The organism is Xanthomonas sp. GW (assembly GCF_014236815.1).
GTDB lineage: Bacteria > Pseudomonadota > Gammaproteobacteria > Xanthomonadales > Xanthomonadaceae > Xanthomonas_A.
This window is the reverse complement of the sequence record NZ_CP051189.1, coordinates 816,047-836,389: the sequence shown is the minus strand read 5'-3', so window position 1 is coordinate 836,389 and position 20,343 is coordinate 816,047. Positions and strand designations below refer to the sequence as shown.

The 20,343-nt window shown below is 67.8% G+C and carries 18 protein-coding genes; 3 read left to right on the top strand and 15 right to left on the bottom strand.

Annotation, left to right across the window (positions count from 1 at the left end; genetic code table 11):
* Positions 1–40: 40 nt before the first annotated feature.
* Both HEP73_RS03610 and glgX read left to right on the top strand, forming a co-directional pair.
* Positions 41–229 (top strand): DUF2934 domain-containing protein, encoded by a 189-nt coding sequence (locus HEP73_RS03610; protein WP_038238289.1) that lies wholly within the window; start codon positions 41–43, stop codon positions 227–229.
* A 9-nt stretch (positions 230–238) separates the two neighbouring features.
* Positions 239–2,413 (top strand): glycogen debranching protein GlgX, encoded by a 2,175-nt coding sequence (gene glgX, locus HEP73_RS03605; protein WP_185822152.1) that lies wholly within the window; start codon positions 239–241, stop codon positions 2,411–2,413.
* A gap of 525 nt (positions 2,414–2,938) precedes the next feature.
* On the opposite strand, the gene cobA is transcribed toward glgX, so the two are convergent.
* From cobA to HEP73_RS03545, 12 genes are all read right to left on the bottom strand, one after another.
* A complete protein-coding gene (gene cobA, locus HEP73_RS03600; protein ID WP_221899409.1) occupies positions 2,939–3,679 on the bottom strand; it encodes a uroporphyrinogen-III C-methyltransferase in 741 nt (246 codons plus the stop codon).
* A gap of 250 nt (positions 3,680–3,929) precedes the next feature.
* Positions 3,930–6,722, bottom strand: coding sequence for a nitrate reductase (locus HEP73_RS03595; RefSeq protein WP_458309672.1), 2,793 nt, complete (start codon positions 6,720–6,722; stop codon positions 3,930–3,932).
* Positions 6,722–7,102, bottom strand: a complete 381-nt coding sequence (gene nirD, locus HEP73_RS03590; protein ID WP_255423660.1) for a nitrite reductase small subunit NirD — start codon at positions 7,100–7,102, stop codon at positions 6,722–6,724. The genes HEP73_RS03595 and nirD overlap by 1 nt, the downstream gene beginning before the upstream one ends.
* Positions 7,103–7,105: 3 nt before the next feature.
* A complete protein-coding gene (nirB, locus tag HEP73_RS03585; protein ID WP_255423758.1) occupies positions 7,106–9,523 on the bottom strand; it encodes a nitrite reductase large subunit NirB in 2,418 nt (805 codons plus the stop codon).
* Positions 9,524–9,584: 61 nt separating this feature from the next.
* Positions 9,585–10,754 carry a nitrate/nitrite transporter gene (locus tag HEP73_RS03580; RefSeq protein ID WP_185823278.1) on the bottom strand — a complete coding sequence of 390 codons (1,170 nt, stop codon included), beginning with the start codon at positions 10,752–10,754 and terminating at the stop codon, positions 9,585–9,587.
* Between the two features lie 1,100 nt (positions 10,755–11,854).
* A complete protein-coding gene (locus HEP73_RS03575; protein WP_185822149.1) occupies positions 11,855–12,640 on the bottom strand; it encodes a hypothetical protein in 786 nt (261 codons plus the stop codon).
* Between the two features lie 72 nt (positions 12,641–12,712).
* A complete protein-coding gene (locus HEP73_RS03570) occupies positions 12,713–12,988 on the bottom strand; it encodes a hypothetical protein (RefSeq protein ID WP_185822148.1) in 276 nt (91 codons plus the stop codon).
* A 51-nt stretch (positions 12,989–13,039) separates the two neighbouring features.
* Positions 13,040–13,255 carry a hypothetical protein gene (locus HEP73_RS03565; protein ID WP_185822147.1) on the bottom strand — a complete coding sequence of 72 codons (216 nt, stop codon included), beginning with the start codon at positions 13,253–13,255 and terminating at the stop codon, positions 13,040–13,042.
* A 113-nt stretch (positions 13,256–13,368) separates the two neighbouring features.
* A complete protein-coding gene (locus HEP73_RS03560; RefSeq protein WP_185815196.1) occupies positions 13,369–13,845 on the bottom strand; it encodes a GNAT family N-acetyltransferase in 477 nt (158 codons plus the stop codon).
* Positions 13,846–13,848: 3 nt separating this feature from the next.
* Positions 13,849–14,121: a type II toxin-antitoxin system TacA family antitoxin gene (locus HEP73_RS03555; protein ID WP_184412216.1), complete on the bottom strand. Its 273-nt coding sequence runs from the start codon at positions 14,119–14,121 to the stop codon at positions 13,849–13,851.
* A gap of 215 nt (positions 14,122–14,336) precedes the next feature.
* Positions 14,337–15,452 (bottom strand): CmpA/NrtA family ABC transporter substrate-binding protein, encoded by a 1,116-nt coding sequence (locus tag HEP73_RS03550; RefSeq protein ID WP_185822146.1) that lies wholly within the window; start codon positions 15,450–15,452, stop codon positions 14,337–14,339.
* 7 nt (positions 15,453–15,459) lie between these two features.
* Positions 15,460–16,032 (bottom strand): ANTAR domain-containing response regulator, encoded by a 573-nt coding sequence (locus HEP73_RS03545; protein WP_100225477.1) that lies wholly within the window; start codon positions 16,030–16,032, stop codon positions 15,460–15,462.
* A 92-nt stretch (positions 16,033–16,124) separates the two neighbouring features.
* On the opposite strand from HEP73_RS03545, the gene HEP73_RS03540 reads away from it, so the two are divergent.
* Positions 16,125–17,111, top strand: a complete 987-nt coding sequence (locus tag HEP73_RS03540; RefSeq protein WP_185822145.1) for an NAD(P)-dependent oxidoreductase — start codon at positions 16,125–16,127, stop codon at positions 17,109–17,111.
* 33 nt (positions 17,112–17,144) lie between these two features.
* On the opposite strand, the gene HEP73_RS03535 is transcribed toward HEP73_RS03540, so the two are convergent.
* From HEP73_RS03535 to HEP73_RS03525, 3 genes are all read right to left on the bottom strand, one after another.
* Complete coding sequence (locus tag HEP73_RS03535) at positions 17,145–18,413, bottom strand: MFS transporter (protein WP_185822144.1); 1,269 nt, start codon at positions 18,411–18,413, stop codon at positions 17,145–17,147.
* A gap of 169 nt (positions 18,414–18,582) precedes the next feature.
* Positions 18,583–19,239: a hypothetical protein gene (locus HEP73_RS03530; protein ID WP_185822143.1), complete on the bottom strand. Its 657-nt coding sequence runs from the start codon at positions 19,237–19,239 to the stop codon at positions 18,583–18,585.
* Between the two features lie 93 nt (positions 19,240–19,332).
* A complete protein-coding gene (locus HEP73_RS03525) occupies positions 19,333–20,133 on the bottom strand; it encodes a hypothetical protein (RefSeq protein WP_185822142.1) in 801 nt (266 codons plus the stop codon).
* Positions 20,134–20,343 lie beyond the last annotated feature (210 nt).

Genomic DNA, 20,343 nt, shown 5'->3' with positions numbered 1-20,343 from the left:
CCGGTGGCCGTGCTGGCCACCTTCCCCTGACAAGACCGCCATGGACGCAGACACACGCCAGCGCCGCATCGAACAACTCGCACACGAAATCTGGGAAGCCGAAGGCCGGCCCGACGGCCGCGCCGCCCGCCACTGGGCCATGGCCGAACGCCTGGTCGACGCCGAAGCCCGCGCCGATCCGCAAGACCACTCGCTTTCCCCGGCCGGCAACGGCCCCGCCACGTCGTAAGGATTTCGCATGCCGCTTCGCAAGCTCGCCCGCCGCTCCCGCATTCGCGAAGGCCGCTCCTATCCGCTCGGCGCCACCTGGGACGGCCTGGGCGTCAATTTCGCGCTGTACTCGAGCAACGCCACCAAGGTCGAGCTGTGCCTGTTCGACGAGCGCGGCCGCGAGGTCGAGCGCATCGTGCTGCCCGAGTACACCGACGAGATCTGGCACGGCTACCTGCCCGACGCGCGCCCCGGCCAGCTGTACGGCTACCGCGTGTACGGCCCGTACGCGCCCGACGCCGGACACCGCTTCAATCCCAACAAGCTGCTGCTCGATCCCTACGCCAAGCAACTGGTCGGCGAGCTGAAATGGGCGCCCGCCCTGTTCGGCTACACCATCGGCCACAAGGACGCGGACCTGAGCTTCGACCGCCGCGACAGCGCCGCCTACGTGCCCAAGTGCGCGGTGATCGATCCAGCCTTCACCTGGGGCAAGGACCAGCGCCTGCAGACGCCCTGGGACCGCACGGTGATCTACGAGACCCACGTGCGCGGTACCACCATGCGCCACCCGTCGGTGCCCGAGGCCTGGCGCGGCACCTTCTCCGGACTCAAGGTGGACGAGGTGGTGGAGCACATCAAGCGGCTCGGCATGACCGCGGTGGAACTGCTGCCGGTGCATGCCTTCGTCGACGACGAATACCTGCTCAAGCAGGGCCTGCGCAACTACTGGGGCTACAACACCATCGGCTTCTTCGCGCCGCAACCGCGCTACATGGCCACGCGCACCGTGGCCGAGTTCAAGCAGATGGTGGCGCGATTGCACCACGCCGGGCTGGAAGTGATCCTGGACGTGGTCTACAACCACACCGCCGAAGGCAACGAGCTGGGGCCGACGCTGTCGTTCAAGGGCATCGACAACGCCAGCTACTACCGCCTGGCCGAGAACCGCCGCTTCTATATCAACGACACCGGCACCGGCAACACCTTCGACCTGACCAATGCCGGCGCGCTGCGCATGGTCAACGACTCGCTGCGCTACTGGGTGTCGGAGATGCACGTGGACGGATTCCGCTTCGACCTGGCCACCATCCTCGGCCGCGAGCATCACGGCTTCGACCCGAAGGGCGGCTTCCTCGACGCCTGCCGTCAGGATCCGTTGCTGAGCCAGGTCAAGCTGATCGCCGAACCGTGGGACGTGGGGCCTGGCGGTTACCAGGTCGGCGGCTTCCCGCCCGGCTGGTCGGAATGGAACGACAAGTTCCGCGACAACGTGCGCGCGTTCTGGCGCGGCGACGAAGGCCAGCTGGCGGAACTGGCCACGCGCCTGACCGGCTCGGCCGACCTGTTCAACCACCGCGGCCGCCGCCCCACCGCCTCGGTCAACTTCGTCACCGCCCACGACGGCTTCACCCTGCACGATCTGGTCAGCTACGAGCACAAGCACAACGAAGCCAACGGCGAAGACAACCGCGACGGCTCGGACAACAACATCTCGGCCAACTACGGCGTGGAAGGCGAGAGCGACGACGAACAGGTCAACGCGCTGCGCCTGCGGCAGATGCGCAACATGCTGGCCACGCTGCTGCTGTCGCAGGGCACGCCGATGCTGCTGGCCGGCGACGAGTTCGGGCGCAGCAAGGGCGGCAACAACAACACCTACTGCCAGGACAACGAACTGACCTGGCTGAACTGGGAAAGCGGCGAGCGCGCGCAACGGCTGACCGCGTTCGTGACGCGCCTGACCCATCTGCGCGCGCACTACCCGCTGCTGCACCGCGCGCGCTTCTTCGACGGCGTCTACGACGAAGAACTGGGCATCAAGGACGTGAGCTGGCTGGCGCCGGACGGCGAGGAAATGAACGAGGCATCCTGGCACGACCCGCACGCCCGCGCGCTGATGATGCGCCTGGACGGCAGGGCGCCGTCCAGCGGCCTGCGCCAGGCGGCGTCGAACGTGACCTTGCTGATGATCGTCAACGGCGCCACCGAGGACGTGACCTTCACCTTGCCGATGGTCGAAGGCGAGCACTGGCGCGTACTGATCGACACCGCCGAACGCGACCACGAACACGGCCTGCCCGGCGGCTCGCAATGGCATGGCATCTGCCGCTCGCTGACCCTGCTGGCCGCGGAACGCGACGGCAAGGTCGCCGCGTCCCAACACCAGAATGCGGCGCCGCCGCCGGCACCGGCGGCGTAACCCGAAGCGGTGGCAAACAGCGGCCCAGATCGATTGCTGGGCCGCTCTCCGCACAGACAAACCCGCCTGTGTAGGAGCGGCTTCAGCCGTGACCCGTATCCGCAGCCGGCGGCCCATCCGGGTTCAAGATGCCGCGATGGTTCGGGGTCGTCGACTTCGGGGCGTTCTGTGATGTCGAGACATTTCGGCGCCGTTCGTCGCGGCTGAAGCCGCTCCTACAGGACCGCGGCAGATTCATGCGGTGCACTGTAGGAGCGGCTTCAGCCGCGACTGTATCCGTAGCCGGTAGCCCATCCGTGTTCAAGATGCCGCGATGGCTCGAGGTCGTCGGCTTCGGGGCGTTGTGCGATGTGGACGCACTGCGACTGCGTTCGTCGCGGCTGAAGCCGCTCCTACAGGGAGCGCTGGCGAATTTTCGATGCCGATGTTGTCAGTTGTGAGAGCGACTCTGGGTGGCCTCAGACCATCAGTCGCGACGGGCTTTACCGGTGACGCCCGTCGCGACTGAAGTCGCTCCCACAAGAATCACGCTATCGCCTGCATTGCGTGCGACTGCACGAACGGCTGCACCTGCGCTTCGCCCACCGCGCCTCCGATCAGGATCACCCCTGGTGCGCCAACGCTCATGCCTTCCACATCGGCCGCCAGGCGCTCGAGCGTCGTCAGTAACTGCGTCTGCTGCGGCAGGCTCGCCGATTGCACCACCGCCGCCGGCGTGGCGCAGGGCAGGTGTCTTAGCAAGGCGGCCGTGAGTGCCGCGATGCGGCCCATGCCCATGTAGATCGCCAGCGTGGTGCGGGTGGCGCACAGCGCCGCCCAGTCCGGCTCGCCATGGTCCTGGGTATGCGCGGTGACGAAGGTGATGCCGTGGCAATGATCGCGATGGGTCAACGACATGCCCAGCTCGGCCGCCGCAGCGAACCCGGCACTGACGCCATTGACGATACGCACCTCCACGCCCGACGCGCGCAGGAACGCGATCTCCTCGCCGGCGCGGCCGAACAGCAGCGCTTCACCGCCCTTGGCACGCACCACGTTGGCGCCCTGCAGCGCATAGCGCCGCATCAGCCGGCAGATGAAATCCTGCGGCGTGGACCGGCAGCCGCCGCGCTTGCCGACGCGGATCACCCGCGCCTGCGGCGCGAACTGCACGATGTCGGGATTGACCAGATCGTCGAGCAACAGCACCTGCGCCGCGGCCAGCGCCTTGACCGCCTTCAGCGTCAGCAGTTCCAGGTCGCCAGGACCCGCCGACAGCAGCATCACGCCACCGCCACCACGCACACCCGACACGCTTGCATCGTTCATTGCAGACTCCACCCAGAAAGAAGGAACAACACTCGAGACCTCGCAACCGCCGGTGCACAGTTGCGCGCATCCGCAACGGCACCTGCCCGCGGCCGCCACGCGCGCTGTCGCCGCGCTTCGTCATTCGCGTGACAAGCAGGACGGGCGCCTACAGCGCTTCTTGCGCACTCGACAGCTGGCACACAGGCGATCTGGAAATTGCGACCGCTCATGCGCGCACCGCCGTGGCGCACAGCCGCAGCACTTGTGGCATGCACGAGCCGCACACGCTGCCGCAGCCCAGCCGCGTGCGGATCTCGGCGGGCGCCGCGCCGCGCGTGGCTTCGGCGCGGATCGCCGATTCGCGCACCTGGGTGCACTGGCACACCACCGGATCGCGCGCCGCGTCACCGGCCTGGGCGAATGCCGCCAGCCGCGCGCCGTGCCAGGCGTCGCCGCTCAATGCGCGCTCGAGCAACGCTTCGCCGCCAGCATCGCGCCGCGCGCCGGCCAGCAGCAGGCCATCGAGATGGCTGACGGGCGCAGCGCCACGCCATGTCACGCGCTTGAGCAGGCCGCGGCGCGCATCGCGGTATTCGAGAGTGTCGGCATCGCCGCCAGCCAGCGCCAGCGCCGCGGCCAGCGCTTCCAGCTGCGCGGGCGCCGGTGCCTGCTCGGCGGCGGCGCGCAGCACCAGCCACGCCTGCTCCTGTTCGCCGGCCTCGGCCTGCAGGCTCAACGCGGCATAGCCGAAGTCGCGCAACCACGGTTGCGCCGCGGCCTGCAGCGCGAGCGCATCGCCGCGCCGCGCCAGCAACAGGTGCCAGCCGAATTCGGCCTTCTCCACGCGCACCGCGGCGTGCTTGAGCTCTGGCTGCTGCGAACGCGCGTCCACTGTGCCCAGGCTGAGTTCGTTGATGCCGCCACTGTCCAGGAACTGCGCGTTCCAGTGCATCGCCGCGAACACGTCGCCCGAGCGCATTTCCTCGCACGCTTGCAGCGGCAACACCAGGCTGCCGCGCTTGCTGACGATGCGCACCAAGTCGCCGTCGCGCAGCCCGCGCCGTGCGGCGTCCTGCGGATGCATGCGCAGGCCCGGCTGCGGACTGTGCGCGAACAGCGACGGCACCCGCCCGCTGCGCGACATGCCGTGCCACTGGTCGCGCAGGCGCCCGGTCAAAAGTCTCAACGGGAAACGCGCCGAGATCGGCTCGGCCACCGGCTTGTACGGCGTGGGATGGAAGCGCGCACGGCCGTCGGCGGTGGCGAACACGCCATCGGCGTAACGCCGCGCCTGGCCGTGCGCGGCGCCGGCCGGCAGCGGCCATTGCTGCGGGCCTTGCGCGTCCAGCCGCGCGTAGTCGAGTCCGCCGATGTCCAGGTCGCGGCCGACCGTCAATGCACGGTGCTCGTCGAACACCGCCGCGGTATCGGCGAAGCCGAAGCGCGAGCCGGCTGCCGGCGCCTCCAGCCGCGCTTCCAGCCGCCGCGCCACCTCGCTGGCGATCCACCAGTCGGGCCTGGCCGCGCCCGCTGCCGGCAGCGCCTTGCGCACGCGCGAGACGCGGCGCTCGGAGTTGGTCACCGTGCCATCCTTCTCGCCCCAGCTCGCCGCCGGCAGCAGCACGTCGGCGTAGGGCACGGTGTCGGTGTGCACGAAGGCTTCCTGCACGATCACCAGCTCGGCCTGGCGCAGCGCGTCGCGTACCTGCGCGATGTCCGGCATCGAGTGCACGGGATTGGTGCAGGCGATCCACACCGCCTTGACCTCGCCGCGGCGCAGCGCATCGAACAGCGCCACCGCCGGCAGGCCCGGGCGCGCCGACAGGCGCTCGGCCGGCAGTTGCCACAGCTCTTCCAGTTCGGCGCGATCGCTGGCGCTGGCGATCTCGCGGTGCGCGGCCAGCATCGTCGCCATGCCGCCGACCTCGCGCCCGCCCATCGCGTTCGGTTGTCCGGTCAGCGAGAACGGGCCGGCGCCGGGCTTGCCGATCTGCGCGGTGGCCAGGTGCAGGTGGATCAGCGCCAGGTTCTTGTCGGTGCCGTGCGCGGACTGGTTCAGGCCCATGCAGTACAGCGACAGCGCCGGCGCATCGCGGCCGAACCATTCCGCCGCCTGCACCAGGTCGGCGACTGGGATGCCGCAAATGTCGGCGGCCATCGCCGGGGTGTACTCGCGCAGCGTCTGCCGCAGTTCGGCGAAGCCCTGCGTGTGTGCGGCGATGAACGCGCGGTCGATGCGGTCTTCCCAGATCAGGTGGTGCAGCATTCCGTTGAACAGCGCCACGTCGGTGCCGGGCTGGATCGGCAGGTGCAGGTCGGCCATCGCCGCGGTGTCGGTGCGGCGCGGATCGACCACGATCCAGCGCACGTCCGCATCGCGCGCGCGCGCGTCCTCGAGCCGGCGGAACAGCACCGGATGCGCGTAGGCCATGTTGCTGCCGGCCAGCAGCACGGTCCTGGCCAGTTCCAGGTCCTCGTAGCAGGTCGGCGGGCCATCCGCGCCCAGCGCCAGCTTGTAGCCGCTGACCGCGCTGGACATGCACAGCCGCGAATTGGTGTCGATGTTGTTGGTGCCGATTAGGCCCTTGGCCAGCTTGTTGAAGACGTAGTAGTCCTCGGTCAACAGTTGCCCGGACAGGTAGAACGCCACCGCGTCCGGCCCGTGCCGTTCAACGATGCCGGCCAGGCGCTCGGCCACGCTGTCCAGCGCCACCGCCCAGTCCACCGCGCGCCGCGGCGCGTCGCGGTGGGTGCGCAGTTCCGGCTGCAGCGCGCGGCCATGCAGGCTGCGCACGGTCTCCGGCAAGGTGCGGCCCTTGCTGCACAGCCGGCCGTAGTTGGCCGGGTGTTCCGGGTCGCCTTCGATGCCGACGATGCGCGCCGCGCCGTCGGCGCCGTGTTCGGTCTCGATCAGCACGCCGCAGCCGACCCCGCAGTAGCAGCAGGTGGAACGGGTCAGCGTGCGCCGCGCCGCGTTGTCCGCGGCCGCGTTCGCTGCGGGCACGTGCGCGCCGTCCATCATGCGGCGCTCTGCAACGACAGCCACACCTCGCCGTCGTCCACCCGCACCGGGTAGCGGCGCGCGCAGCCCACGTCCGGCGCGCAGGCCTGGCCGCTGTCCAGGGCGATGTTCCAGTTGTGCAGCGGGCAGGTGACGCTGTCGCCGGCGACGATGCCCTGCGACAGCGGCCCGCCCTTGTGCGGGCAACGATCGACCAGTGCGAACACACGGTCGCCGGCGGTGCGGAACAGCGCGATCGGGTCGATGCCGGAGATCTCCAGCACGCGCGCACCGAGCGCGGGGATGTCGTCGAGCCGGCAGATGCGGATCCAGTGGCGGGCGCTGGCGTCGGCGGCGCTGCTGTCGGACGCGACGAGGTCGGAAGCGGCTGCGTGCATCGCTCAGTCCTCCACCAGCGCCAGCGGCGCGGCCACGCGCAGCGGCTGGAATTCGCGCTGCCTGGCACCGGCGATACGCTCGGCCCACGGATCGGGCAGGCCTTCCAGCGCGTACAGCAGCCGCTCGTACAGCGCACGCCGGTTGGGCGCGTCCTCGATCACCCGCTGGCGAATGTAGTCCATGCCCACACGCTCGATGTAGTGCACGGTGCGGTCCAGGTAGTAGGCCTCTTCGCGGTACAGCTGCAGGAACGCGCCGGTGTACTCTTTCACCTCCTCGGCGGTCTTGACCTTGACCAGGAACTTGGCGACTTCGGTCTTCATGCCGCCGTTGCCGCCGATATGCAACTCCCAGCCCGACTCCACGGCGATGATGCCCACGTCCTTGATCCCGGATTCGGCGCAGTTGCGCGGGCAGCCGGACACCGCCAGCTTCACCTTGTGCGGGCTCCACATGTTGGCAAGCATCGTTTCCAGGTCGATGCCCATCTGCGTGCTGTTCTGCGTGCCGAAGCGGCAGAACTCGCTGCCCACGCAGGTCTTCACCGTGCGGATCGACTTGCCGTAGGCGTGCCCGGATTTCATCCCCAGGTCCTTCCACACGCCCACCAGGTCTTCCTTGCGGATGCCGAGCAGGTCGATGCGCTGGCCGCCGGTGACCTTGACCATCGGCACCGCGTACTTGTCGGCCACGTCGGCGATGCGGCGCAGTTCCGAGGCGTTGGTCACCCCGCCCTTCATCTGCGGGATCACCGAGAAGGTGCCGTCCTTCTGGATGTTGGCGTGGGCGCGCTCGTTGATGAAGCGCGACTGCGGATCGTCCACCGCCTCGCGCGGCCAGGTCGACAGCAGGTAGTAATTGATCGCCGGGCGGCAGGTGGCGCAGCCGTTGGGACTGCGCCACTGCAACTGCGCGTACACCGCGCCATGCGTGAGCAGCTTGCCCTCGCGGATCGCCTGGCGGACCTCGCCGTGGCTGAGGTCGGTGCAGCCGCAGACCGCCTTGGTCTTCGGCGTCTGCTGGAAGTTGGAGCCCAGGCAGTTCATCAGGATCTGCTCGACCAGGCCGGTGCACGAGCCGCAGGAACTGGCCGCCTTGGTCTGCTTCTTGACCTCGTCGACGGTGAACAGGCCTTGCGCGTTGATCGCCTTGACGATGGTGCCCTTGCACACGCCGTTGCAGCCGCATACCTCGTCGCTGTCGCGCATCGCGCTGGCTCGGTCCTGGCCGGCGGTGCCGGCGTCGCCGAGCGCGCTTTCGCCGAACATCAGCCGCTCGCGGCGCTCGCCGATCGGGCTGGCGTCCTTGAGCAGCTGGAAATACCAGGCGCCGTCGTTGGTATCGCCGTACAGGCAGGCGCCAACCAGCTTATCGTCCTTCAGCACCAGCTTCTTGTAGACGCCGCCGGCCGGATCGGACAGCACGATCTCCTCGCTGCCCTCCCCGCCCATGAAATCGCCGGCGGAGAACAGGTCGATGCCGGTGACCTTGAGCTTGGTCGAGGCCACCGAGCCGCGGTAGATGCCGATGCCGAACCCGGCCAGGTGGTTGGCGCAGATCTTGGCCTGCTCGAACAGCGGCGCGACCAGGCCGTAGGCGATGCCGCGGTGGCTGGCGCATTCGCCGACCGCGTACACGCGCGGGTCGAAGGTCTGCAGCGTGTCGTTGACCACGACGCCGCGCGTGCAGTGGATGCCGGCGGCCTGCGCCAGCCCGATGTTGGGGCGGATGCCGGCGGCCATCACCACCAGGTCGGCCGGCACTTCACTGCCGTCGGAGAACTTCACCGCCACCACTTCGCCGTCGGCGTTGCCGAGCAGTTCGGTGGTGGAGGTGCCGAGGCGAAACTCCAGGCCGCGTTCGCTGAGCGATTGCTGCAGCAACTGCCCGGCGACCGGATCGAGCTGGCGCTCCAGCAGCCAGTCGGCCAGATGCACCACGGTCACCTTCATGCCGCGCTGCTTGAGCCCGTTCGCCGCCTCCAGGCCGAGCAGGCCGCCGCCGATCACCACCGCGTGGCGCTTGCGCGTTGCGGTGTCGATCATGGTCTGCGTGTCGTGCATGTCGCGGTAGCCGATCACGCCCTTCAACTCCTTGCCCGGCACCGGCAGCACGATCGGCAGCGAGCCGGTGGCCAGCAGCAGGCGATCGTACGGCGCCTCGGTGCCATCGGCGGCGATCACCTTGCGCTTGATCCGGTCGATGCGGGTGACTTCCTTGCCCACGTGCAGGCGGATGCCGTGCTCCGCATACCAGGCCAGCGGATTGAGCACGATCTCGTCGAACCGTTGTTCGCCGGCCAGCACCGGCGACAGCAGGATGCGGTTGTAGTTCGGATGCGGCTCGGCGCCGAACACGGTGATGTCGTACATCCCCGGCATCAGCTTGAGCAGTTCTTCCACGGTGCGGATGCCGGCCATGCCGTTGCCCACCACCACCAGTCTTGGCTTGTTCATGCGAGTCTCGCTTCGGTGGAGAGGATCAGACGCGCGCAGCACCGGCCGCGGCCCATTGGCTGCGCCAGTGCTGCTTGACGTTGGACAGCAGGCCCCAGGCCAGCAGCGCGCAGCCGGCGAACAGCCACAGCCCCAGCGCATAGCTGCCGGTGTGCTGCTTGACGATGCCCAGCCCCGCGGCGAGCAGGAAGCCGCCGATGCCGCCGGCCATGCCGATCAACCCGGTCATCAGCCCGATGTCGCGGCCGAAACGCTGCGGCACCAGTTGGAACACCGCGCCGTTGCCGGTGCCCAGGCACAGCAGGGTCAGCACGAACAGCGCCACCGTCGCCGCAGGACCGCCGACCCCGACCGCCGCGGCGGCCACCAGCAACGCCACCAGCAGATAGATCGACAGCAGCGTGCGCGTGCCGCCGATGCGATCGGCCAGCGCACCGCCGAGCGGACGCATCACCGAGCCGGCCAGCACGCACGCCGCGGTGGCCCAGCCGGCGAGCTTCGGCGAGAAGTCGAACTGATCGTGGAAGTAGCCGGGCAAGGCGCTGGCGAACCCGGCGAAACCGCCGAAGGTGATCGCGTAGAACAGCATGAACCACCACGAATCGCGGTTGCCGACCAGCACCCGCGCGTAGTCGCCCAGATGCTTGCGCGGCACCGTCACCGGCGCGTCCTTGGCGAACGCCGCGAACACCAGCAAGGTCAACAGCAGCGGGATGCAGGCCAGCCCGAACACCGCCTGGTAGCCGAACGCGGTGGCCAGCACCGGCGCGAACAGCGCCGCGAACACCGTGCCGGAATTGCCGGCGCCGGCGATGCCCATCGCCGTGCCCTGATGCTGCGGCGGATACCAGCGCGAGGCCAGCGGCAGCGCCACCGCGAACGAGGCCCCGGCCACGCCCAGCATCAGCCCCAGCAGCAGCACCTGCGCGAAACTGTGCACGCCCAGCTGCCACGCCACCGCCAGCGCAACGATCACCAGCACCTGCGCCAGCATCCCCGCGCGCTTGGCGCCGATCACATCGGCGAGCATGCCCAGGAACAGCCGCAGCACCGCCCCGCACAGGATCGGCACCGCCACCATCAGCGCACGCTGCTGCGTATCCAGCTGCAGCACCGCGGCGATCTGCACCTGCAGCGGACCGAGCAGATACCAGACCATGAAGCTCAGGTCGAAATACAGGAACGCCGACAACAGCGTGGGCGTATGCCCGGCTTGCCAGAAGGATCGATTCATCCGCGCCATCTCCGAGAAACGTTGGGCCGCAGCGCTGCACACCACCCGCAGCGCGCTGTAGTCGAGGGGAGGGAAAAACGAAAACGGCGCCGTCCGGTTCGCACCGGAAGACGCCGTTGTCTGGGCAGATGGGCCGCCGTTGGCCCACCTGCCGAATCGAGTTGGTGCGGACACCCCGTTGCATCCGCGCTGGGACTATCGCAATTGGTGTGCCAAGTGTTCGGGGCTTTGGTGAAGCGAGAGAATTACCAGAAAATTCAACGCACTGGCGGATCCTCCGTCCACCTGTCGCTTGATCGTGCGGCCACTGCGGCGAGTCTCAACGAACACAAGTGGTGCGCGGCGCACCTTTATTGTGCGCCGCGACAACTGCAACGGCGCTGACAGCGTGCTCGTTGTTGGTGAGCAAGCCGCCTGGGCATTCGGATAGCTAAAGCGAAGTAGCTCTTACCGCTGCTAAGGTTGCTCTCGACTCAAAGCGGCTTGCGGAGCAGCTGCAGCTTGCATACCGTCGAGGAGTCAACAATTGACAGGGAGGTTTCGTCTTGCTGCATTGGATCAGAGTGTGCGTTTTCCTCGTATTGGCAGGATGGCCATTAGGAATGGCCGTTGTCTTAGTATTGAAGATGCTTCCACAAGACACTACGGGAGGCTCGCCTTGGGTATTGCTCCCAGGCATCGTTGTCAGCCTAGCGACGACAATACTCGCTATTTTTTCCTTCCTTGCGGCGTATCTGAGACCTGCACATAAGGCGCCGCGTTTTTGGCTAGCTTCCGTGATTTACGTGCTTGGCTGCGCTGGAGTCGTAATAGGCGTGCGGGCGCTGCTAGATCGCTGAATTATTGCGGACTCACATAAGTCACCTACAACGCACTCATGCGCCGCATAGCCCGAAGAGATGGCGCAATCACTTTTCTGTTACTTAAAGGCCCCGATATCCGCCTGCGGCCATACCAGCCGTCTCCGATATTGTCTGGACGACCATCTCAAGAAGACCATGGTGAAAAATCATGCAAGCAAGACGATTACTATCTCACCAGCGCGCTCCACTTCAGCCTTATCAGCTGCCCTTCTCTAAATTCTGGTCCGCCGGCTTCAAAGTTTGGAGCATCTTCAACACCTCGTTCAGCTCCACACCTATATTCACTATCAGAGGCTGGATACGATCATATTCACTGCGCATGAAGCCACGAGCGTTGATTTTTCCAAAAAACTCTCCGTCGTAAAAAAAAGAATCCAAAAAGAGAATCCATTTTTCTTCCCGAGTGCCAGTGACATCCTCGTTCAGTTGAGGGCGGACGATACTGCGATGCTTTGACGTGTTGGTCAGGGCATTGAGGTACTTGTAGTCGCTTCCTGTTGAGAGCTCACGGAGCAACCTGCAGAGCTTATCGTACTCGCAGTGTCCGGCATCCCTTTGCTGCTCTAGGCGACTGAGGACTTCGCTGGCATTGATGTTACGCTCCTTAAGGGGCTTGGAAAGCATATCCAGCCCCAAGGAGTAATAAATCATGTGTGAGCAGGTGTCCGCCACGGCATGCATACTCTGGACGAAGGCAACGATATTTGCCCTGATCTTCAGCATCAAATAACTGAACTCATCATAGTCATCGTATACACCCCACAAGCCCCTCTCCTTTAGATTGGACTCGATGTAGTTGTTCATCATGCCTAACGTTTCGTGGTAGTGGTAGCGACAGAACTCAGATCGATCTGTCATGGACCTTACGCTCGGGTGTGCTTTCTTCCACTGCGCAGAACCGAAAATCGCAGTGACCAGGCTTTTGGTCAACCCAATGTCCCATTGAGGACTCATCTCTTCTCCAACTTCAGAATTGATTCCCATTTCCTATCCTGTACCTAATCAATGACTGCCATCGGCCAGAAGCAGCCACTATTACCTTACGATGCGCCACGCCTAGCGGTGTTGCTCAGTACGGGACTCGTTGCCATCGATCAGCCGCTGCGTCTCGCAGCGCATCATCAGCATGCGCACCGCCGAATCGACGGCCATAAACCTGTGCCGCTGCATGAGATAGCTCCCACAGAGCAACACTGCGACGATCAGCACCGCAGCGGGCTTCACGGCCACTGCCAGAACCAGGGTCGCGACGGCGAACAGCACCGACCAGTTGCACAAGCCGACCACCCGGATCTCGCTGCGCTGCCGATCGATCACGATCAGCCCACGCATGATCGGCGGGTACCGCCAGCCGAAGTGGAGACCGAAGCTTTCGCGGAATGCCTAGGTGCGCCTGGACAGCGGACGGAACACCAGTGCGGGCCATTTCTCCGCAGCGACTTCGCCTTCCATCCGGTCGAAAGGAAAGTGCAACAGCACCGAGGTCGGCACCGCGACGCGCCGACTGAACAACGGTATTCCCAACGACCAATAGGCGTGGTTCCACAAAACCAGCAGGAAGCCCTCGATCAACACCAGGGCAATGAGTGTATTGGCCATTCGTCATCCATTGGCAAGCGTATGCGCTCAGTCGCGCTGCGAGGCGACGTCGGCTGCAGCGAGTGTCCCACGCGATTCTTTTCCCATGCGCCCCCGCACAAGAGCCTCGCGCATCACCTAAGCGGCAACATCACCGTCATGTCGTGGATGGGAGAGGCAATGAAGCCGTGCTTGAGATAGAACGCCTTCGCTGCTTCATCGATGGCGTGGCACAGCAGCGCACGGGCGCCCACCTGCTCGCAGACCTGCAGCGTTCGTTGTACGGCGTCCTTGAGCAATCCCTTGCCGATTCCCTGGCCTGCCCAGTCGACGTGCACGGCCAGACGCCCCAGGACGATGACCGGAACCGGATTTGGCATGTTGCGACGGATGCGGCCAGGCGCATCTTCATGCGCCACCACACCGGCCGCCAGTGCGTAGTAACCCACAACGCGCCGCTGTCCGTCGCAGACAACGAAGCACCTTGATGCGCCGGATAGCTGATTCTGGTGCGCTCGTTCCAGCAACCATCTTGTCAGTTCCGGCGCACTGCACTGGAAGTCGTCCAGCCGATGCCCATCGGTGAGCGGGCCGGGAGCAGTGAGCGACAAAACTCAGTGCTCCCAAGGCGCCGGTGTACTCAATAGGCGACGGATCGCTGCATTACTCTCCAGGGGCGCATCGAGTAGCGCATTGAAGCGCTGCAGCTGCTGCCGGCTCAGGGCGAATCGGGTCTGGTCGGCCAGCACCTCGCGCGCCTTCTCGCATACGGCGTCCAGGATGAACTCGGTGCGGTTCATGCCGCTGACTTCCACGGCGTGGTCGATCAGCGCCTGCTTGGCGGCAGGCGCCCGAAAGTTGATGACTTTGCTGGCGGCGGTGCTCATCGCAAGTTCTCCTCACTACTACCCATGCGTGCGGATAAAGGCGCTCTCATGCGATCGCCTCTGTATGCACAATGTACACACAGTGCGGAGATTACTCAACCTGGGCTCAGCCTCCGCGCCACCCTCCATCGCATCAGCTAATTGATTTCATTGAATATCACTCATGGGCCTATGCTGAGAGTGCCGAGGCTGCATCGCTCCGGCCCGAGCAGGCACTAATCAGGCGCAAGTCCAGCCCGCCAATCCGGCAACCCATCCTCACGCTCGTCGCGCTCCGGGACCGCAATCCCCAGCTGCGCAGCCGCCGCACGATACGTCTCAAAGCGATGCACCCGCGCCACGATCTGCGCATCGTGCGCCGCATCCTGCCCGGCCCCCGCCTCGCTCGCCGGCAACCACCCCCAACGCCGGAACTGCTGCAGGAACCAGCGTCCATCCGACAGCCACGGCATGTTCGCCACGCCACCCGCATGGAAGCGCAGACCCTGCGGATCTCCACCGTCATCAGCGTCGCCGCCCGGCAGCAGACACGCTGCGATGCGCTCGGCCGGCAAGCCGATCACGTCCGGATCGGATAGCCACGCCACCGCTTCGCGGCGGTGCGCGGCATCGTCGAGCCAGCGGCAGGCGTCGAGCAGCGTGGCGGTCAGTGCGGTCGCAAGTTCCGGCTGCAGCGCGGCGAAGGCGCGGCGGCAGGCCAGCACTTTCTCCGGATGGCCGGGCCATAGTTCGCCGCTGCGGATCGCGCGCCGGCCCACGCCCATCGCTTCGGCCTGCGCCGCCCACGGTTCGCCGGCGCAGTAGCCGTCCAGTTCGCCGCGTGCCAGCGCATCGGGCATCTGCGGCGGCGGCAGGGTCACCGCCTGGATGTCGCCGATCGGATCCACGCCCTGCGCCGCCAGCCAGTAGTACAGCCACATCGCGTGGGTGCCGGTGGGGAAAGTCTGCGCGAACACCGGCGGGCGACCTAGCGCAGCCAGCGCGCTGCGCAGCGGCGTGCCTTGCGCCAGCGCGTCGGCCAGCGCCGGCGCCAGGGTGATGGCCTGGCCGTTCTGGTTGAGCGTGAGCAGGATCGCCATGTCCGCCTGCGGCCCGCCGATGCCGCATTCCACGCCGTAGACCAGGCCGGCCAACGCATGCGCCGCGTCCAGCTCGCCGGACAGCAGCTTGTCGCGCACCGCCGCCCACGAGGCCTGTCGCTGCAGCTCCAGGCGCAGGCCGTGGCGGCGGTCCAGGCCCAGCCGCACCGCGGCGACCAGCGGCGCGCAGTCGATCAGCGGCAGGTAGCCCAGGCGCAGGGTGCGTGGTTCGGGGTGCAGTGGTGCGCTCATCGCTTCCTCATCCCAGCAAGTCGGCCATCGCGAGGATGCGCTGGGCGACCTCGGCCAGCTTCAGTCCCTGTTTCATCGCCTGCTGCCGCAGCGCGGCGTAGGCCTCGTTCTCGCTCATGCCGCGCTTGTCCATCAGCAGGCGCTTGGCGCGGTCGATCTGTTCGCGATCGCGCAGCTTGCCCTGCACTTCGTCCAGTTGCCGGCGCATGCCCGCTTCCTGCTCGAAGCGCGCCAGCGCCACCTGCACGATCGGCGCCAGCCGCGCCGGCGCCAGGCCGTCGACCACGTAGGTGGTGACGCCAGCGCTCACCGCGGCGCGGATCAATTGGTCGTCGCCGTCGGCGGAGAACATCACCACCGGACGCGGCGCCTGGCGGTGGATCAGCGCCAGTTGCTCGAGGGTGTCGCGCGAAGGCGAATCGACGTCGATGATGACCACGTCCGGCTGCTGGGTGGACACCGCCTTGAGCAGCGCCGGCGCCGCCGCCACTTCGTCCAACACCTCGTAGCCAGCGTCGAGCAGCGCCTGGCGCAGCTGCCCGATCGGCTTTTCGGTATCGTTGACCAGCAGGACGCGCAGCATTCGGGCCTGGCTAACGGAAGTTGGCTGAGCCGCATGGTGCCATGCAACACGCGTCCGCCGCGAGCCGTCCCCACCCCGCAGGAGTCCGCATGCCGCTGTATCCCTTGTTCGCCGATCTGGGCGGGCGCCGCGTGCTGGTGGTCGGCGGCGGCGAGGTGGCGATGCGCAAGATCGAGGCGCTGCTGCACGCCGGCGCGCAGGTGCTGGTGTACGCGCACGCGCTCAACGCCACGGTGGCACAGTGGCTGGCACAGGGCCGGCTGCAGCGGGTCGATGGCACGTTCGATGCGCAGTGGCTGGACGACGCCTGGCTGGTGGTCGCGGCCACCGACGACAACGCCTTCAACCGCGAACTCGCCGCGCAGGCCGGGCAGCGCCGCAAGCTGGTCAACGTGGTCGACGATGCCGAGCTGTCCACGTTCCAGGTGCCGGCGATCATCGACCGCGATCCATTGCTGGTGGCGATCTCCTCCAGCGGCGCGGCGCCGATGCTGGCGCGGCGCCTGCGCGAGCGCTGGGAAACCGAGTTGGACCATTCCTACGCGCAGCTGGCGCAGTTGTTCGCGCGCCACCGCGAGGCGATCCGCGCGCGCCTGCCGCAGCTGGCGCAGCGTCGGCGCTGGTTCGAGCAGGTGCTGGAAGGCCCGGTGCAGGTGCTGCTGCAGAGCAGGCAGACGCAGGCCGCCGAGCAGGCGTTCCATGACGCCCTGCAGCGCAGCGAGCAGGACGTGCCGCGCCGCGGCAGCGTGTGGTTGGTCGGCACCGGCAACGGCGATCCCGGCGCGCTGACGCTGAAGGCGCTGCGCGCGTTGAACCAGGCCGATCTGTTGCTGTGCGATCCGGCGGTGGAGGCAGCGGTATTGAGCCTGGCGCGCCGCGACGCGACGCGGCAACCGCTGCCATCCGATCCCGACGCGCATCTGGCGTTGCTGATCGAGCAGGTGCAGGCCGGGCAGCGCGTGGTCAGCCTGAAACCCGGCGACGCATTCCGGCAGCCGCCGCATGCGCAGCTGGCCGCACAACTGGCCGCTGCCGGCATCGCCTGCGATGTGGTCGCGGGCGTGGCATTGGACTGATTCAGCGCGGCGCAGCGCGATCGCGGCAACGAATCAAGCCGGCGCTGGCGCCACCGCGACCTCCGCCGTCGGCACCCCGGCCACCTGCAGCAACTGCTTGCGAAAACCCACCCACAGCGCCAGCGACAGCAGCGAGATGCCGCCGAGCAGCAGGAACGCGGTGCGGTAGCCGAAGTCCTGCGCGATCCAGCCGCCCAGCGCGGGGCTCAGCGCCGCACCGATGCCCTGCACCGTCATCACCGCGCCCTGGCCGACGTTGACCCGGCCGGTGCCCTGCAGCAGCCGCGCCACCAGCGCCGGCACCACCACGCTCTGCAGGCCGGCGCCGACGCCGTCGAGAATCTGCACCGGGAACACGCCCCAGGCATGGATCAGGCTGGCCGCGATCAGGCCGCGCAACGGCAGCGCCAGGAAGGTCAGCAGCATCACCCACCAATGCCCGCGCACGCGGATCAGGCGCATCGCCAGCAGCGACGCCACCACCATCGTCGCCTGCGCGACGATGATCGTGGTCGCGGTCAGCGCGCTGGGATCGCCCTGGTGCGCGGCGACCACGGCCATGCCGTACAGCGGCAGCATCGCCGCATTGCCAAGATGAAACAGCGCCAACGCCAACGCCAAGACCAGCAGCGGCTTGCAGGTCAGCAACACCGACCAGCCGCTGGCATGCGCGGCACCGTGCGCGCCGGCGTCGGCCAAGCCGCGCGCGGCGCGATGGTCGATCGCATCGCGCGGGATCAGCAGCACCGAGGCGATCGCCAGCACGCCGAAGCAGCCGGTCAGCGCGAACACCGCGCCAAAGCCGAACTTCCAGCCGAGCAGGCCGGCCAGCGCCGCCGCGACCACGTTGCCGGCATGGCTGCCGACCTGGTTGCGCGCGATCTGGTGATCGAAACCGGCCTGCCGCACCAGGCCCAGGGTGATGCCCGACAGCGCCGGACCCAGCGCCGCGGCGGCGAGCGCGGTCATCACCTGCGCGGTCACCACGCCGGCGAAGCTCGGCGACCACCACAGCAGCGCCGAGGCCAGCAGGATCAAGGTGCAGCCGACCACCACGATGCTGCGCTTGCGCCGGGTCGCATCGACCAGCGCGCCGCCCGGCGTGGTCGCGAGCATGCCGGCGATGCCGCCGATGCTCATCACCGAGCCGATCGCCGCCAGCGACCAGCCCTTGGATTGCAGGAACACGCTCAGGAACGGACCGAGCCCGTCCTGCACGTCGGCCAGGGTGAAGTTCAGCGCTTCCAGCGCACGCGTGCCGCGCGGGCGAGCGCCAGGCGCGGCGGCCGGCCGCGCGCTCATCGCCGCACCGCCAGGCGGGCGGAAGCAAGCGGGAAACCGTAGCGAGGCGCACAGCGAATAAGCGACATGGCGAAGTCCTGAAAGCGCCGCCGCGGACACCGCGACGGACGCGAAACGATACTCGACGCAGGAGCCGCCGCGTCACCGCGGCCGCCCCGCCCTGCCCGGTTCAGTGCTTGGGTTTGGGCTTCGGCTTGGGCTTGTCGGCGGCGTGCGGTTTGGGCGGATGCGGCTTGGGCGCGATCGGCTGCAACGCCGACGCTTTCGCGCCCAAGGCCTGCGCGTGGATCACCGTGCCGTACGGCGAGGCCAGCGCGTGGCCTTCCACCGCCAGCGGCTTGCCCACCGCCAACCACTTGGCCAAGGGCGCGGCGGCGTGCGGCGGAAAGCGCACGGTGCTGTCGTCTTCGAGCAGCGCGCCGTGCACCTGTCCGTGCGGACCGTGCAACAGCCGCGCGACCACACCGCTGTGCTGGGTCTTGGCGGGCTTTGCGGGCTTCTCGGGTTTTGCGGCTTTCTCCGGCTTCTTGCCAGGCTTGTGCTCGGCGTGCGGCCCATGCGGCCCGCGATCGGCGATGCGCTTGCCGCCGTCCGGGTCGATCGCCAGCGCGACCAGCATGTCCACGCCGTAGGGCTTGAGTCCGCGCACGCCGAGCGCGATGCCCAGCTTGAGCGTTTTCAGCAACTGCGCCGACAGGTGCGGCGCGGTATGCACCTCGGTACCGTCGTCGAGCAGCAGGCCATCGACCTCGGCCTTGGGATTGAGCAGGAAGCGGGCGAGCGTGCCGCGGGTTTCCGGCAGGTAATCGGGATCGACCCAATGCATAGCGTTACTCCAATGAAAGTGGGAACCGACGTCGCGCCGGTAGCGGCGCCCGCCGCGGCAAGCGGCGGGCGCCGGGTCACACGGGCAGGCGGATCAGCGCGGCGCGGGCGGCGGCACCGGCGGTGCAGCCGGCGCAGCGGGACCGCCCGGCGGCGGCGGTGCAGCCGGCGGGACCGGCGGTGCGGGCGGCGCGAACAGGGTGCGCTGCGAGGCGCGGTCGCGGCCGAGCTGGGTCGCCTCCAGCGAGCGGCCGGCCGCGGTGGCCACGCCGAACCCGCTGACGCTCAGCGGCGCGCCGACGCGCAACAGCGTGCCGTACTGCACGGCCACGTGCGGCGGCATCCGCACCACGGTGCCGTCGCTGAGCAGCACGCCGGCGGTGTCGCCGCCCGGGCCGTAGACCAGGCGTTCGATGCGGCCTTCGGCCTGCATCGGATTCAACGCAGGCGGAGTCGGCGGCGCGGGCGGGCCGGCCAGCGGGTTCGGCGGGCGGTCCACCACCTGCTTGCCGCTGCGGCGTGCACTGATCGCACTGGCCTGCAGCAGCGGCAGCGTGCCCAGGCGATAGCCCTGCACGGTCACCGCATCGCCGCGGCGCACCGCGGCCTGCAGTTCGGCCGACAGGTGCGGCGGGAAGCCGACCTGGGTGCCGTCGCGCAGCCACAGCCCATCGACGTCGCCGTTGGGATTGAGCATGAAGCGGTCGACCGTGCCTTCGACGCTGACCGGCGCGGCGGCGATCGGCGCGGGCGGCGCAGGAGGTGCCGGCGGCGCGGGCGGCGGCGCGATGCCGGCCGCGGCGGCGGCAGGCGGTGCGGGGGGAGCCGGCACCTGCGCGGCGGCAGTGGCGGTGGCGATGGCCAGCGAAAAAGCGAGTGCGCTACGACGGATCATCGGAAGTTCTCCAGGGCGGCGAGGGAGCCGCCTGTAGGGATGTCATCGCAGTATCCGTGCCAGGTTCCAAACCATTGATTTTTAAAGGAACAGTACTTGCGAGCGGCCATGGTGGGTGTCTGCGCTTCATCCACTGTCGTCCGCTTTGCGGACAGCTGCGGGGTCTGAAATGAGACACCTGGCGTTTGCTGTTTCGTTCGCTTGCTGGTC